Source organism: Achromobacter sp. RT286_PF (genome assembly GCF_059760425.1).
The window spans coordinates 1-15,232 of record NZ_JCBAMR010000035.1 but is presented as its reverse complement, the minus strand read 5'-3'; the positions used below and the strand labels follow the sequence as shown (position 1 = coordinate 15,232).

Sequence of the window (15,232 nt, the reverse complement as noted above, 5' to 3'; positions counted from 1 at the left end):
GCGCCCTAGATGAAGCGCCCTAGATGAAGCGCCCCGGCCGGAACGCATGGTGGCGCGACGGGGCGGGATTGTCGAACATCAGTTCGCCCAATAGCTTCGCCGTGCCCGGCGCCGTGCTGAAGCCAATGTGCTGATGCCCCAGCGCCAGCCATAGCCCCGGGTGCTTGGGCGCCTGCCCGATCATCGGGCGGCTGTCGGGCAGGGTGGGGCGCCGGCCCAGCCAGGCGGCGGGGTCCACGCGTTCCCCCAGCGGGAAGGCCTCGCGCGCTCGCGCTTCGGCCAGCTCCAATTGCGTCATGCGCGGCGCGGCTTCGCAGGCGTCCAGTTCCACGCCCGTGGTCAGGCGCAGCCCGCGCGCCATGGGCGACAGCACGTAGCCGCCACCGGTGTCGTACACCGGTCGCGTCACACGCGCGCCGTCCTGGCCGCGATAGTGCATGTGATAGCCGCGTTCAAACGCCATGGGTAGATCGATGCCGGTGGTCTTGAGCAACGCCTTGGACCACGGCCCCAACGCCACCACCACCTGATCGGCCGACAGGGTTTCCGAACCTTGGGCTCCTTGCACCGTCCAGCCCTGGCCGTCGCGCCGGATGCCGGTGGCCGTCATCGCCTTGACCGTGCCGCCCGTTTGCCGGAACAGGTCGGCGTACGCGGTGACCACGGCCTGCGGGTCGTCAACGGAATACGAGCCCTGGATCCACAGCGCACGGTGAAAGATGGGTGACAGCGCGGGTTCCAACGCGGCCAGTTCGACCGGGTCCAGCGTCTGCGTGGGCACCTGGTATTGCGCGAACGTCTGGCGCGCCAACGCGCTGGCGTTCCAGGCGGCCGGGCTGCGGTACAGGAACACCCAGCCGGTGTCGCGCAAACGATGGCGCGCGCCGGCGGCATCCAGCAGCCTCAGGTGTTCGGGGGCGGACAGCCGGATCAGTTCGTCCAGCGCGCGCGTGGTTTCCTTGAACACCGACGGCCGCGCGTTCAGCAGGAAGCGCGCTGCCCAGCCCAGGTTCTGCGCCAGATAGGACGGGCGATACCGGAACTGCACGGTGTCGTTCTTCATCAGGCGGGGCAACTGGCCCCACAGGCCGGGGTGGTTGAACGGCATCAGCGAACTGCGCGCCAGCACGCCGGCGTTGCCCATCGACGTTTCCATGCCGGGCGCTTGCCGGTCGACCAGCGTCACGCGCAAGCCGCGTCGCACCAGTTCCAGCGCGCAGCACACGCCCACAATGCCGGCGCCCAGGACGATGACGTGCTTTCCCATGAGTTCTTCTTCGTAGCCCGAATGACGGGCGATTGTAGGGCAGCGGATGCGGGCGCGTGTAGCAAAATCGGGGTCGCGATTCGGGCGCGCGTCGCCCTGTTGCGGGGGACCCGAATCAAGCGCTTGGCGGCGCTTGCCCCAATATCCGCCCGGCCGCTACCACGCCCCACCAGGACGCTTCCTCGAAGACGGAATACCCGGACAAGTCGGCATGCGCGAACAGCACGGGGCCGTCCACCTCGCGCAGCGCGGCCAGCCCGGCGTTGGACAGGCTGCCGCATAGCGGCGAGGCCATCGCATGGCCGCGCACGGTGATGTCCAGCCGGCGCGCATGGCGCCAGAATTCCCGGCCGTAGGCGGCGATCAGGTCGGCGGCCGCTTCGTCGCGCAGGGCTTCGGGGCTGGCCGTGCTAAGCCATTGCCGCGCCGCGTTGGGCGTCTGCGTGCTCAAGGCGTGATAGGCGGTGAAGACGGATCGCGGCGAACGCGCCACGCGCAGCAGCTGGTGCGTGGACACCACATAGCCCAGCGCACGGCCTTGGTAGACGACGTTGTCCCAGGACAGCGGCTCGCCGGGCGCCTCCTGCGGATAGCCTTCCAGCAAAAAATTGGACACCAGCCAGGGCGCGTGCGATGACGCATGCACGGCCGGGTCGTAGCCATAGGCGCGGATGTCAGGCAACAGGCGTTGCGCCACAAACAAGGGCATGGCGCAGACGGTGCGCCGGCTTTGCAAGGTGTAGGCGCGCGGCGTGAAGTCTGGGGTCAAACCCGGGGCCAAACCCGTGGCCAAACCCGTGGCCACGCAGGTGGTGAGCGGGCCGGCGGGCGTGTCGGCGATGCGCACCGCCGTACCCGCCATGAGCCAGCGCGTGTGGCCCAGCTTGTCGTCGATGGCCTGGCGCATGCGGTCGGCCAGCACGCCCAGCCCGCCCGGCCACGTCAGCACCGCGCCTTCCCCCGCGTTGGCTGCGTGGCCGTCACGGCTGGCAAAGTAGTGCAGACCGGCCCAGGCCGACACCACGTCGTAGCCCGCCCCGTAGTCATCGCGGCAGCAGTAGTTCAGGTACCAGTGCAAGGCGGGCGACGTGTAGCCTTCGCGATCCAGCCACTGCTTGAAGGGGATCTGATCCAGCGCACGCCAGGCAGGGTCTTGCGAGGACAGCACCAGCGGGATGCTGAACACGCGCCGCCCGTCATTGCCCCGCTGCGTGTGCAGGCGTTCGACCAGCGCCAGGAAGCGATGGTGCTGCGCCACGTCGGCATCGGGCAGGCCGGTCATGGGCAGCAGGCCGTCTTCCCAGCGCCCGTTGCGCAGCAGGCGCTCTTGCGGCGAATGCACCAGGACGGATTCGTCATACACCGGGCGGACATCGCCCGCGCCGTGTTCGATGATGCCGAAGTCGGCCAGCATCTGGCGCACATGGGTGGACGCCATCGAAGGCAGCGGCAGGTAATGCGCGCCCAGCGGATAGTGCAGTTCGTCCTGCCGCCCGGCGGCGGCGTTGCCGGCGAATTCCGGCCCCTGCACCACGACGAAATCGGTAAACCCTTCGCGCGCCAGCTTCCACGCGCACGACAGGCCGGCCACGCCCGCGCCCAGGATGACGACCTGGTGCCGAAGGTGCGCGGTGGCGGCCGGCACGGCAGCGCCGTCGCGCAGCGCGTGGCCCGCCTGCATGCCGGGGTAAGCCACGTTTGCCGGGGTCTCGACGATGCGCTGGCGGTAGTAGCCCGCGGTGCCGGCCACCGCCGCCGTGGCCGCGCCCAGAAGAAAGCTGCGGCGGCGCATCAGCGGATGACCTTGCGCCAGTCCTCGTCGAAATAGCGCACCAGCGACTGCTCGTTCAGGCGGTTGGGCGGCATCTCCAGCGCGGGCATGTCGGCCGGGAAGTGAAAGAGTTCACGCGTGGTTGCCGGGTCCAGGTAGCGCGTGGGCACGGTGATCTTGTCCGGCGGCGTGTAGTCGCGGCGCTTGCTGGCCAGGATGAAGCCCCAATCGCCAAACGAGGGCACGTAGGTGTGATACGGCCAGGTGTTCAAGCCCGCTTCCTTCAGCGTGGCGTTCACGCTCCAGAACGAACGCGGCGCGAAGTAGGGCGAGGTGGACTGGATCACCATGTAGCCGTTTTCCGCCAGGTGGCGCGCCATCAGGTGATAGACGGGCACGGAATACAGGCGGCCCAGGCCGAAGTTGGACGGGTCGGGAAAGTCCACCACGATGAAGTCGTAGACCTCGGCATGGGTTTCCAGCCAGCGGCCGGCGTCGTCGTTGATGACGGTGACGCGCGGGTCTTTCAGCGCGCCCTGGTTCAACGCAACCAGGGGATCGGACCGCGAGAACAGCCCGGTCATGGCCGGGTCCAGGTCCACCAGCGTGATGTGTTCAATGTGCTTGTACTTAAGGATTTCGCGCACCGCCAAGCCATCGCCGCCGCCCAGCACCAAGACGTTGCGCGCCCAGGGCAGCGTTTGCAGCCCGGGATGCACCAGCGATTCGTGATAGCGGTGTTCGTCGCGCGACGAGAATTGCAGGTTGTTGTTGATGTACAGGCGCAGGTCGTCATGCCAGCGCGTCACCACCAGGCGCTGGTACGGCGTGGTTTCGGCGTGCACCACGTCATCGCCGTACAAGCCCTTTTCGGCCCAGGCCGTCATCGCGGTGGAATAGATGAAGCCCAGCGCCAGAAAGCCGATCACGACGCAGGCGCGTATGGCTTTTTCGCCGGGGCGGCGCACTTCGGCGCGAAACAGCCACGTGGTCCACAAGGCCACGCTGGCGTTCAGGATGCCGAACAGGAAACTGGTGCGCAGCAGGCCCAGCTTGGGCGCCAGCAGCAGCGGAAAGATCAGCGACACCGCCAGCGCGCCCAGATAGTCGAACGTCAACACGCGGCTGACGATCTCGCGGAATTCGGTCTTGCGCTGATTGAACACGCGCATTACCAGCGGGATCTCCATGCCCACCATCAAGCCGATGACAAAGACGCCCACATACAGCGCCGCCCGAAAGGGGGCGGACAGCCAGGCAAACACCAGGAACAGCACGGCGGCCGAGACGCCGCCCAGCAACGCCACCAGCAGTTCGACGTCGATGAACCGATTCAAAACGTCTTCGTCTCTTACATATTTTGACAACCACGAACCGATGCCCATGGCGAACAAATAGCAGCCGATAACGGAGGAGAACTGAAGGATCGAATCGCCCAGTAAATAGCTGGCCAGCGCGCTGCTGATGAGCTCATAGCCCAAGCCGCAGGAAGCAACGATCAATACCGATAGGATGAGAACGCGGTCGCGCATTGGGGTGTCCGGGGCGAAAAATGCGTTCGCAGTATATCGAACGCCGCGTATATACTGCGCGCAATTAGGAGGGTGGCAATGGGAGAAGCGATGCATCCGGCGGTGACCTATCTGATCTATATCGTCTCGGCGCTGGTCATGCTGGGCGTTTTCACGGCGGTCTATACCGCCGTGACCCGCTACAAGGAATTCGACCTGATCCGCGAAGGCAATATCGCCGCCGTGCTGTCCTATGGCGGTGCGTTGGTGGGCTTCAGCCTGACCTTGTGTTCCAGCATCGCGGTGCATGCCAGCTTCGTGATGTTCCTGGTGTGGGGCGTGGCCGCCATGCTGGTGCAGATCGTCGTTTATGTCGTGGTCAACAAGGCCATTGCCGGCATGAACGAGGCCATCGAACAAAACAATATCGCCATGGGCGGCCTGATCGGTTCGATCTCGCTGGCCGCCGGCATCGTGAACGCGGGCTGCCTGACCTGAGGGCAAACGCGCGCAATCCCACCTGACACGGGAGGACCTATGAGTCTCGGTTCCTTTATTCGCAAGCAGTTCATCGACATCCTGCAATGGAACGAAGATCGCGACGGCGTGCTCGCCTGGCGCCATCCGATGCAGGACTTCGAAATCCAGTACGGCGCCAGCCTGACGGTGCGTGAATCGCAGATGGCGGTGTTCGTCAATGAAGGCAAGGTGGCCGATGTGTTCGGCCCCGGCATGTACAAGCTGACGACGCAGACGCTGCCGATCCTGACGTACCTGAAGAACTGGGACAAGCTGTTCGAGTCGCCCTTCAAGTCGGACGTGATCTTTTTCAGCACGCGCCTGCAACTGGGGCGGCGTTGGGGCACGGCGCAGCCGGTGACGCTGCGCGACAGCGAGTTCGGCATGGTGCGGCTGCGCGCGTTTGGCGTGTATTCGTACCAGATCTCGGACCCGGCCAAGTTCTATCGCGAAATCAGCGGCACGCGCGACGAATACACGGTCGACGACCTGGAATTGCAGCTGCGCAACATGGTGGTGGCTGCCATGACGACGGCGCTGGGCGGCTCCAAGGTGCCGTTTCTGGATATCGCCGGCAACCAGGGCTTGATGTCGCAAAGCATCAGCGAGGCGCTGGCGCCGGTGTTCGACCGCTATGGCGTCAAGCTGGACAACTTCACCGTTGAAAACGTGTCGCTGCCCGAAGAGCTGCAAAAGGCGCTGGACACGCGTATTTCCATGGGCATGGCGGGGGACCTGGGCAAATTCACCCAGTACCAGACGGCCACGTCGATTCCGCTGGCCGCGCAGAACGAAGGCGGCATCGCCGGCATCGGCGCGGGCCTGGCGGCCGGCGCGGCGCTGGGGCAGACGATGGCCGCGGGCTTGGGCGTCGGGCAAGCCGGGCAAGCCGGGCAAGCCGGGCAGCCTGCGCAACCCGCACAGCCGGCTCAGCCTGCGCCTGCGGCGGCCGGCGCCGACCCGGTCGCGCGCTTGCAACAGCTGAAAGACCTGCTGGATAAAGGGCTGATCACCGCCGCCGATTACGACACGGCCAAGGCCGAAGTGCTGAAGAAACTTACCAGCTAAGGTCCCATGCAGCAGGTTCTGTGTCCGCAGTGCGGCGCCCCGGTCAAGTTCACGTCCACCGCTTCCGTCATGGCAGTCTGCGGCGCATGCCGCAGCACCTTGCTCAAAGACGCCGACTCGGTCAAGCGCATCGGCGAAATGGCCGACGTGCTGGAAGATTATTCGCCCCTGTGCCTGGGCGCGGCGGGCAAGGCCGACGGCAAGCGGTTCGACGTGATCGGCCGCATCCAGCTGCGCTATGACGACGGCTTCTGGAACGAGTGGTACGTGTGGTTCGACGATGGCGCCGATGGCTGGCTGTCGGACGCGTCGGGCCAGTACGCGCTGACCCGGCGGCGTGGCGTCAAGTCGGTACAGGGCATGCCCGCGTTTGCGGACATCGCGCCGGGCGATGAGCTGAAACTGGACGGACAGCGGTTCATCGCCTCGGACGTGCGCCGGGCGCGGGCCAGTGGCGCGCAGGGCGAATTGCCCTTCGTGCCGGGCGACGGCTGGGACGCCAAGGTGGCTGATTTCCGCAGCCTGGACGCGTTCCTCACGCTGGATTTTTCAGACGGCCCTGAGCCCGAGTTGTACATCGGCAAGGCCTTTGACCTGTCCGCCATGCAGGCGGCCACGTTGCGCAGCAACGAACAAGTGCAAGAGACGGCCGGCCGTTATCGCGGCCAGATCAAGGCGCTGGCCTGCCCCAACTGCGGGGCGCCGATCAGCTTCGTGGCGGCGATGGCGACGACCGTGGTGTGCCCGTCATGCGCGGCGACCGTCGACTGTTCCGGGCCCACCGCCGAAGTCATCGAGAAGGCGCGCAAGGTCAAGTCCATCAAGACCACCTTGTCGCTGGGCGCGGTGGCCAAGATCGACGGCGCCAGCTACACCCTGATCGGCCTGATGAAATGCGCCGACCGCGATCCCGAAGAGCCGTCCGACTGGATCGAATACCTGCTGTTCAATCCGGCCAAGGGCTTTATCTGGCTGGTGGAAACGGACGAGGGCTGGGAACGCGTGCAGGTGTGCGACACCTGGCCCAGCCCGAACAACGCCACCAGCGTGCGCTGGCGTTCGAAGCTGTACCAGAAGCTGTACGACTACACCTCGCAGGTCGAGATGCCGCTGGGCGCGTTCAACTGGCGCGTCAAGGCGGGCGACACCACGCACATCACCGACTACAAGGCCGGCACGCTCAAGCTCACGCGCGAACGCAGCGAATCGGAATTGGGCTGGTCGGCATCGTCGCCCGTGGCCCCGGCGCAGCTGGCGCAGTGGTTCGACGACCCCAAGCTGGCCGCGCAAAAAGCGCTGCCGAGGGCAGGCAAAAGTGGCGGCTATGGCAAATGGGCCTGGATCGCGACGATCGGCATGGTGTTCTTGAATTTGAGCAATATCCTGGGCGGCCGCTTTATCCCGATCCTGATCGGGCTGGCGTTCTTGTGGTTACCCGCCAAGATGGCGGACAAGCTTTCCGAAGGGGACGACTAGGACCATGGGCAAGTTTATCTATGGCGTGTATGCCCTGGTGGTCGTGCTGGCGGCCACGGGCTTCAATTCCCCCGGCGTGCGCATGGTGGGCGGCGGCGGGGGTAGCAGCAGCAGTTGGGGCGGCAGTTCATCCGGCAGTTCGGGCTGGTCTTCGGGCGGGTCGCACAAGTGACCGTGCATGATTGCGCCGGCCGTCATGTGCTGGCCGACTTTCGCGGGGTGCCGGCCCATCGCCTGACCGACGCCGTGGCGCTGGAAGCGCAGCTGATCGCGGCGGCGCGGGCCGCCGGCGCGCACGTGCTGAGCGCGCACTTCCATCTTTTTGGCGAAGGCTCGGGCGTGACCGGCGTGGTCATGCTGAGCGAATCGCACATCAGCATTCATTCCTGGCCCGAGCACGGGTTCGCGGCGCTGGACATCTTCATGTGCGGCGCGGCGCAGCCCGAGCTGGCGCTGGCCAGCCTGCGCGACGCGCTGGCGCCCGCCTCGGTCAACGTTACGACGGTCGCGCGGGGCTGATCCCGCTTTTTCCCTGGGTTTGATCTGGCGCAGAACGCGCGGGATGGCAAATTGACGGGCGTTATATACCTCTATATATTTCGTTACCGACGGGGCCCTGTTATCGGCCCCATTTCCAAGGAAGACCATGTCTTGCAAACGTCCGATGCTGGCGCTGACGCTGGCGATTTCCGCGCTGTGGGGTGCAGGCGCCCAGGCCGCCGATCTGGTCGTGTCCGCCGCGGCCAGCCTGACCAACGCGTTCAAGGACGTGGCGCAAGGCTATGAAAAGGAACACCCCGGCACCCATGTCGTGCTGAATTTCGGCGCGTCCGACGTGCTGTTGCAGCAGATTGTGAAGGGCGCTCCCGCCGATGTGTTCGCGTCAGCGGACCAAAAGGCGATGGACAAGGCGGTGGAGGAAAAGGCCGTGCGACGCGATTCGCGCGTGGACTTCGCCGCCAACCAGATCGTGCTGATCGTGCCGGCCGACAGCAAGGCCAACATCACGTCGCTGAACGACCTGACGCGCGCGGACGTCAAGCGCATTGCCTACGGCAACCCGGCGTCGGTGCCGGTGGGGCGCTACACGCAGGGCGCGCTGGAAGCGGCCGGCTTGTGGACCGCCGTGCAGGCCAAGAGCGTGCTGGCGCAGAACGTGCGCCAAAGCCTGGACTATGTCTCGCGCGGCGAGGTCGATGCCGGCTTCGTGTTCGCCACCGACGCCGCCATCATGCCCGACAAGGTCAAGGTAGCGCTGCGCGTGCCGTCGCAAACGCCCGTCACCTATCCCATTGCGGTGACCGCGCGCGAGGCCGCTGCCCAGGAAGCCCAGCGTTTCGTGGCCTATGTGCTGTCGCCCGCCGGGCAGGCCATCCTGGCGCGCTACGGCTTTCAACAGCCCTGAGCCTGGGTGATGGCGGCCGCCGATGACTGATCCCGTCTGGGTCCCGCTGCTGCTGTCGCTGAAGGTTGCGGGCTGGGCCACGCTGCTGGCGACGCTGGCCGGCACCGGCGCGGCCTATGGGCTGTCGCGCTGGCGCTGGCCGGGGCGCGATGTGCTGGACGCGCTGCTGACCTTGCCGCTGGTGCTGCCGCCCACCGTGCTGGGCTATTACCTGCTGGTGTTGCTGGGCCGTCGCGGCATCATCGGCGAAACGCTGGCCAAGTGGAATATCGAACTGGTCTTCACCTGGCAGGGCGCGGTGATTGCCGCGTCCATCGTGGCGTTTCCGCTGGTGTTCAAGTCGGCGCGGGCGGCGTTCGACAACGTGGACGCGCAGCTTGAAAACGCCGCCCGGGTGTTGGGCGTGGGCGAAATCGGCGTGTTTTTCCGCGTGACGCTTCCCTTGGCGGCGCGCAGCATCCTGGCCGGCGTACTGCTGGCTTTTGCCCGTGCCCTGGGCGAATTCGGCGCCACGCTGATGATCGCGGGCAATCTGCCGGGCCGTACCCAGACGCTGTCGGTGGCCATCTACGAAGCGGTGCAGGCGGGCGATGACCGTACCGCCAACCTATTGGTGCTGGTCACGTCCATCACCTGCGTGGTGGTGCTGGTGGTGGCGGGCAAGCTGGTGCCCAAGGGTGCCCGGGCGCGCGACGGAGGCAGCCGATGAGCGTCAGCATCCAGGTGAAAAAACGCATGGTGTCGGGCGACCGGCATTTTGAGCTGGACGCCGCCTTCACGTCGTCGTCCAAGCGCATTGCCTTGTTCGGGCCATCGGGCGCGGGCAAGAGCCTGACGCTGCGCGCCGTGGCGGGGCTGCTGCGTCCGGATGCCGGGCGCATCGAGATCAATGGGCGCGTGCTGTTCGATGCGCAGGCGGGCGTGTGCCTGCCCGCCCGTTCGCGGCGGGTGGCGTATCTGTTCCAGGACTACGCGCTGTTTCCGCATCTGACGGTGGCGCAGAACATCGCGTTCGGGCTGCGGCGCGGCTGGCGCAATCCGCCTCGGCGCCAAGTGCTGCCCGAGGCGCGGCGCTGGGTGGATGCGTTCGAACTGGGCGCCATCGTCGGCAGCTATCCCGGCGAGATCTCCGGCGGGCAGAAGCAGCGCGTGGCGCTGGCTCGGGCGCTGATGCTGCAACCGGACATCCTGCTGCTGGACGAACCCTTTTCAGCGCTGGATTCGCAACTGCGCGGCCGCATGCGCCAGGAATTGAATGCCTTGCAGCGTCAACTGGATGTGCCGATGCTGCTGATCACGCACGACCCCGCCGATGTCGACGCGCTGGCCGACGAGGTCTTCGAAGTGCGCGACGGCAGGGTGGGCCGCCGCCGGGATGACGTGGGCGTGTAGGCGGAGTGCAGGGAATGGCGCAGGGAATGGCGCAGCGAATGGCGCAGCGAATGGCGCAGCGAATGGCGCGGGAACAATACAGGGCGGAGTGGACCGCTTCAGTCCAGCACGCCCAGGATCACGCTGGAAGCCTTGAAGATGGCCACGGCCGGCGCGCCCGTTTCCAGCCCGAGCTCTTGCGCGCTGTCGTTGGTCACGATGGCCACCAGCGTGGCGCCGCCTTCCATGCCGATCAGTATTTCGCTGTTGACCGCGCCGGGGCGGATAGCCGTGATGTGGCCTTGCAGCTGGTTGCGCGCCGATAGCCGCAAGCCGGGGCCCGGCGCGCCCACGATGACGGTCGACGCCTTCACCAGCGCAATCGCTTCCTTGCCCGGCGCCAGGCCAAGTTCGGCGGTGCTGTCGCGGGTGATGGTGGCGGTGATGAGGTGGCCGCCCGCGATGCGCAGCTGCACTTCGTCGTTCACGGCGCCGGTGCGGATATCGGTCACCGTGCCCAGGAACTTGTTGCGTGCGCTGGTCTTCAACATGAAGCGCCTCATCAGGTCGATGTCGCCGCTGGCGTCCAGGCCGGCGCGCGTCAGGTTGTCCATGAACTTCTGGTGTTCGGCCTCGAGCGCGCGAAACGTCATGATGAGGCGGCGCGCGCGGTCGGTCAGTTGCGTGCCGCCACCGCCTTTGCCGCCCGCCGCCCGCAGCACCAGGGGTTCGCCCGCCAGGTTGTTCATGGCGTCGATGGCGTCCCAGGCGCCCTTGTAGCTCATGCCCACGGCGCGCGCGGCGGCCGTGATCGAGCCGGTGGCGTCGATTTGCGCCAGCAGGTCTATGCGGTTTTTTCCGCCCCAGGTCTGGGCGCCGGAACGAAACCAGATCGAGCCGTCAAGTTCCAACATGGGCAGGGGGTACGGTTCAGGGGTTGGGTCGGGGTCAAGGTCAAAAGCGAGCCAAGAGTGTAATGGACGATGTCCAAACTACGTGGCCCGACCTGGCGGCCGATCAGCCGCGACAGGGCAGAAGCCGGCACGTGATGCGAATGAGATTCTGTTGAAAGTTTACGGGCTTCGCGGCACTATGGCGTGGCCCAGTGCTCTTGGAGACATCGACATGAAAGCGATTCAAGCGGTGAAATGGTTGGCGGCGGGTTCCGTGACTGGCTTGCTCGCGGCTTGCGCCTCGGGGCCAACGATCAAAGGCGATTACGATCATCAAGCCAATTTCGCGCAGTATCAGACCTTCGGTTTCATGAGCCCCCTGGGCACCGACAAAGCCGGCTACAGCAGCCTGCTGACCGAGCGCCTGAAGGACGCCACACGCGGCCAGATGGAAATGCGGGGCTACACCTACACCCCGTCCAATCCCGACCTTCTGGTCAACTTCAGCGCCAAGCTCCAGCAAAAAACCCAAGTCACGCCCGCGGCGCCGCCCATGGGCCCGTACTATGGCTATCGCTCCGGCTTTTACGGCGGTTGGCCCGGCTACGGCTGGGGCGACGACGTGTACCAATACACCGAAGGCACGCTGAACATCGACCTGGTGGACGCGCGCCGCAAGCAACTGGTGTGGGAAGGCGTGGCCGTGGGCGAAGTGCAGAATCCCGACAGCGCCAACACGCCGCAGAGCGTGGACAAGGCCGTGGCGCAGATCTTCGCCAAGTATCCGTTCCGCGCAGGCGTGGCCGCGCCGCAGTTGCCGGACAAAAGCAAACCCTGACCCGAGGTAGCCGCATGACCGCTCGTCGCAACGCCCCAACCCAAGACACCGGCGATACGCCACCCTACGAAACCGTCGCGCTGGTGTTGCAAGGGGGCGGGGCGCTGGGGTCCTATCAGGCAGGCGTCTACCAGGGCTTGCACGAGGCGGGCATCCGGCCCAACTGGATATCCGGCATTTCCATCGGGTCGATCAACGCGGCCATCATCGCGGGCTCTCGCGAAGACGAGCGGGTGGATCGCCTGCGCGGCTTCTGGGAAGCCATCTGCCGGCCTGCCGGCTTTGCCTCAGTGCCCTGGGGCGACACGCTGGCGGGCATGTTCGAAGGCATCCCCTTTGGCTTCGGGTCGCCTGCCATGAACGGCCAGCTGTCTGCCTTCCAGGCGCTGTTCTCGGGCCAGCCCGGTTTTTTCAAACCGCGTTTTCCGCCGCCTTACTGGGCCAGCGGCCGGGGCGCGGCCTCCACCAGTTTCTACGACACCACGCCGCTGGCCGCCACGTTGCGCCAGTTTGTGGACTTTGACGTGCTTAACAGTGGGGCCGTGCGCGCCAGCTTCGGCGTGGTCAATGTGCAGTCGGGCAACTTCGCTTATTTCGACAGCCTGAAAGACACGCTGCGGCCCGAGCACATCATGGCGTCCGGCGCCTTGCCACCGGGCTTTCCGTCGGTGGAAATCGATGGCGAACACTATTGGGATGGCGGTGTCGTGTCCAACACGCCGCTGGCGCAGGTGCTGACCACCGACAACATGCGCGACACACTGGCCTTCCAGGTAGACCTGTGGCCCGCGCGGGGGGCGCTGCCGACGTCGCTGGAAGAAGTGGCCGAACGGCAGAAAGACATCCAGTATTCCAGCCGCACGCGCCTGGTCACCGACCAGCTGCGGCGCGTGCTGAAGTTGCGCCACGGATTGCAGCGGCTGCTTGAGCGCATGCCCGAGTCCGAGCGCAATGCCCCGGATCTGGCCGACATCCGCAAGCTGTCGCATACGCCGGCCACCAACATCATCAACCTGATCTACGAATCCAAGCATCGGGAACGCTATTCCAAGGACTATGAATTCGGCACCGAGGCCATGCGCGAACACTGGGAATCCGGCTTGGCGGATATCCGCCAGACGCTAGCGAAGCCCGGCATTCTGGCCCGCCCGACCGAAGACAGTTGCTTCGTGACGCACGATATCCACCGCAACGGCAAGCACCCTTCATGAGCATTTGCATAGGACTGGTCTGATATTCAGGCCAAACCCGTATCAAGAGCGCGTCATCAGGCCGTAACGCCGGTAGTCTCCCAGAACCACCAGCAACCCAGTTCCGGGAGCCGGCCGCGCCGCCGTTGGCCAAGCCGCCCCGGTGGAGACATGTGATGACTGCTTTCGATGCTCTTGCCCCCCATGGTCCGCAACCGCCGGATGCCGCCCGACTGCCCCACGCCGACGAGCCGACGTTCTCAAGCGGCGATCAGGTCGACGGTTGGTGGAGCCTGCTTTACCGAGGGTGGACATTGTTGGCACCCAGCGGCGCGCGTATCGACCTGACCGAAATCGAACGTGCGTGCTTTTTGTGCCTGCTGCGCAACCCCAATCGCGAGCTGCTGCGCCAAGAGCTGATGGCCACGCGCGCCAGCACCAATCTGCGCACGTTGAATGTGGCAATTTGCCGACTGCGCAGCAAAGTTCTGCGCGCGGGAATCCGCTTGCCGCTGCATACTGTGCACGGCGTGGGCTATGTATTCCTGGGCAATCTCCGAGAGCTTTCCACTCTCTGAGGCTGTTGCGCAATGTCTCTCCCGCGCATCGTTTGAGCGGCTGAAAATACGTGTAATCCCCAATAACTGAGTTACATTATTGGGCTATTCACGTGCCATGACTGACGTTAGGCATTATCTGATCGCTTTGTTGGTTCGGTTCACTACGCTACGCGGGGGTTTCAATGCGGTTTTCGCCTAAACGTGTTTCAGGTCTGGCAGTTTCCGGTGGCATCCTCGCGCTGATATTGGCCGGGTGCGGCGAGAAGCCCCAGATGAACCCTGGCATGCCTCAAGTCAGCGTCATCACCGTACAGCCGGAGCGCGCGCCCATCGTCTCGGAACTGCCCGGCCGCGTGGATGCCGTGCGCGACGCCCAGATCCGCTCGCGCGTGACCGGCATCGTGCAGAAGATCACCTTCGAGCAAGGTGGCGACGTCAAGGAAAACCAACTGCTGTTCAAGATCGATCCGGCGCCGTACAAGGCCGCCTACGATCAGGCGACGGCGCAGCTGAAGCAGGCACAGGCGAATCTGTTCAGCGCCAAGCTGCTGGCCGACCGCTACGCGCCGCTGGTCAAGGCTAACGCCGTCAGCAAGCAGGAATACGACAACGCGGTGGCCTCGTTCCGCCAGGCCGACGCCGCGGTCGCCGCCGCCAAGGCCGCGCAGGACAACGCCAAGATCAACCTGGGTTACACCGACGTCACCTCGCCCATCACGGGCCGCATCGGCAAGCCGCTGGTGACCGAGGGCGCGCTGGTGGAATCCACGTCGGCCACGCAGATGGCCACCGTGCAGCAGCTGGACCCGGTCTACGTGGACTTCACCCAGTCCACCGCCGAACTGGCCACGCTGCGCCGCGCGTTTGCCAGCGGCCAGTTGCAGCAGGTGGGTAAAGACACCGCGCGCGCCACGGTCGTGCTGGAAGACGGTTCGGAATACCAGCACGCCGGCAAGCTGCTGTTCACCGGCATCACCGTGGACCCGTCCACGGGCCAGGTGAACCTGCGCGCCGAAGTGCCCAACCCCGACGGCATCCTGTTGCCCGGCATGTACGTGCGGGTGCGGCTGGAGCAGGGCGTTGACGACAAGGCGCTGGTCGTGCCGCAGCAGGCGCTGCAACGCACCGCCGACGGGTCGCAAAGCCTGATGCTGGTCAAGGACAACAAGATTCAGCAGTTGCCCGTCACGACCGGCGGCGCCATCAAGAACAACTGGCTGATCACCAGCGGCCTGAAGGCCGGCGACGTGGTCGTGGTTGAAGGCTTCCAGAAGATCCGTCCGGGGGCGCCCGTGCAGGTCAGCCAATGGACCAAGAACGGGGCCGCCGCCAAAGACGGCCAGGCGCCGGCGCAGCCCGGCGC

The 15,232-nt window shown here is 65.7% G+C and carries 16 protein-coding genes; 12 read left to right on the top strand and 4 right to left on the bottom strand.

Annotation, left to right across the window (positions count from 1 at the left end):
- Nucleotides 1-19: 19 nt before the first annotated feature.
- The 3 genes from AC6LJY_RS22280 to AC6LJY_RS22270 form a co-directional block, all read right to left on the bottom strand.
- Entirely contained in the window at nucleotides 20-1,267 is a 1,248-nt protein-coding gene (locus AC6LJY_RS22280) for an NAD(P)/FAD-dependent oxidoreductase (protein ID WP_498136786.1), read from the bottom strand.
- A 115-nt stretch (nucleotides 1,268-1,382) separates the two neighbouring features.
- Nucleotides 1,383-3,059, bottom strand: coding sequence for an NAD(P)-binding protein (locus tag AC6LJY_RS22275; protein WP_498136785.1), 1,677 nt, complete (start codon nucleotides 3,057-3,059; stop codon nucleotides 1,383-1,385).
- Nucleotides 3,059-4,570, bottom strand: coding sequence for a polyamine aminopropyltransferase (locus AC6LJY_RS22270; protein WP_104144303.1), 1,512 nt, complete (start codon nucleotides 4,568-4,570; stop codon nucleotides 3,059-3,061). The genes AC6LJY_RS22275 and AC6LJY_RS22270 overlap by 1 nt, the downstream gene beginning before the upstream one ends.
- Nucleotides 4,571-4,660: 90 nt before the next feature.
- On the opposite strand from AC6LJY_RS22270, the gene AC6LJY_RS22265 reads away from it, so the two are divergent.
- The 8 genes from AC6LJY_RS22265 to AC6LJY_RS22230 all read left to right on the top strand — a co-directional run bounded on the left by AC6LJY_RS22265 (nucleotide 4,661) and on the right by AC6LJY_RS22230 (nucleotide 10,409).
- Complete coding sequence (locus AC6LJY_RS22265) at nucleotides 4,661-5,047, top strand: DUF350 domain-containing protein (RefSeq protein ID WP_046805460.1); 387 nt, start codon at nucleotides 4,661-4,663, stop codon at nucleotides 5,045-5,047.
- A gap of 39 nt (nucleotides 5,048-5,086) precedes the next feature.
- Nucleotides 5,087-6,136, top strand: coding sequence for an SPFH domain-containing protein (locus AC6LJY_RS22260; protein WP_314359755.1), 1,050 nt, complete (start codon nucleotides 5,087-5,089; stop codon nucleotides 6,134-6,136).
- Between the two features lie 6 nt (nucleotides 6,137-6,142).
- Nucleotides 6,143-7,612: a DUF4178 domain-containing protein gene (locus AC6LJY_RS22255; RefSeq protein WP_498136784.1), complete on the top strand. Its 1,470-nt coding sequence runs from the start codon at nucleotides 6,143-6,145 to the stop codon at nucleotides 7,610-7,612.
- 4 nt (nucleotides 7,613-7,616) lie between these two features.
- Complete coding sequence (locus AC6LJY_RS22250; RefSeq protein ID WP_498136783.1) at nucleotides 7,617-7,784, top strand: hypothetical protein; 168 nt, start codon at nucleotides 7,617-7,619, stop codon at nucleotides 7,782-7,784.
- Nucleotides 7,781-8,131, top strand: coding sequence for an adenosylmethionine decarboxylase (gene speD / locus AC6LJY_RS22245; protein WP_046805426.1), 351 nt, complete (start codon nucleotides 7,781-7,783; stop codon nucleotides 8,129-8,131). Before AC6LJY_RS22250 ends, speD begins: the two co-directional genes overlap by 4 nt.
- A gap of 127 nt (nucleotides 8,132-8,258) precedes the next feature.
- Entirely contained in the window at nucleotides 8,259-9,017 is a 759-nt protein-coding gene (gene modA, locus AC6LJY_RS22240) for a molybdate ABC transporter substrate-binding protein (protein WP_046805425.1), read from the top strand.
- Nucleotides 9,018-9,039: 22 nt separating this feature from the next.
- A complete protein-coding gene (modB, locus tag AC6LJY_RS22235; protein WP_104144306.1) occupies nucleotides 9,040-9,726 on the top strand; it encodes a molybdate ABC transporter permease subunit in 687 nt (228 codons plus the stop codon).
- Nucleotides 9,723-10,409 (top strand): ATP-binding cassette domain-containing protein, encoded by a 687-nt coding sequence (locus AC6LJY_RS22230; RefSeq protein WP_314359753.1) that lies wholly within the window; start codon nucleotides 9,723-9,725, stop codon nucleotides 10,407-10,409. The genes modB and AC6LJY_RS22230 overlap by 4 nt, the downstream gene beginning before the upstream one ends.
- Before the next feature lie 98 nt (nucleotides 10,410-10,507).
- Here AC6LJY_RS22230 and AC6LJY_RS22225 read toward each other — a convergent pair whose 3' ends face one another.
- Nucleotides 10,508-11,302, bottom strand: a complete 795-nt coding sequence (locus AC6LJY_RS22225; RefSeq protein ID WP_104144308.1) for a TOBE domain-containing protein — start codon at nucleotides 11,300-11,302, stop codon at nucleotides 10,508-10,510.
- A 220-nt stretch (nucleotides 11,303-11,522) separates the two neighbouring features.
- On the opposite strand from AC6LJY_RS22225, the gene AC6LJY_RS22220 reads away from it, so the two are divergent.
- From AC6LJY_RS22220 to AC6LJY_RS22205, 4 genes are all read left to right on the top strand, one after another.
- Nucleotides 11,523-12,119: a DUF4136 domain-containing protein gene (locus AC6LJY_RS22220; RefSeq protein ID WP_498136804.1), complete on the top strand. Its 597-nt coding sequence runs from the start codon at nucleotides 11,523-11,525 to the stop codon at nucleotides 12,117-12,119.
- 14 nt (nucleotides 12,120-12,133) lie between these two features.
- Nucleotides 12,134-13,330, top strand: a complete 1,197-nt coding sequence (locus AC6LJY_RS22215) for a patatin-like phospholipase family protein (protein WP_314359751.1) — start codon at nucleotides 12,134-12,136, stop codon at nucleotides 13,328-13,330.
- 155 nt (nucleotides 13,331-13,485) lie between these two features.
- On the top strand, nucleotides 13,486-13,887 hold the full coding sequence (locus AC6LJY_RS22210) for a winged helix-turn-helix domain-containing protein (RefSeq protein WP_120156334.1): 402 nt from the start codon (nucleotides 13,486-13,488) through the stop codon (nucleotides 13,885-13,887).
- Between the two features lie 164 nt (nucleotides 13,888-14,051).
- A partial coding sequence (locus tag AC6LJY_RS22205) for an efflux RND transporter periplasmic adaptor subunit (RefSeq protein ID WP_498136782.1) occupies nucleotides 14,052-15,232 on the top strand: 1,181 nt, incomplete at its 3' end.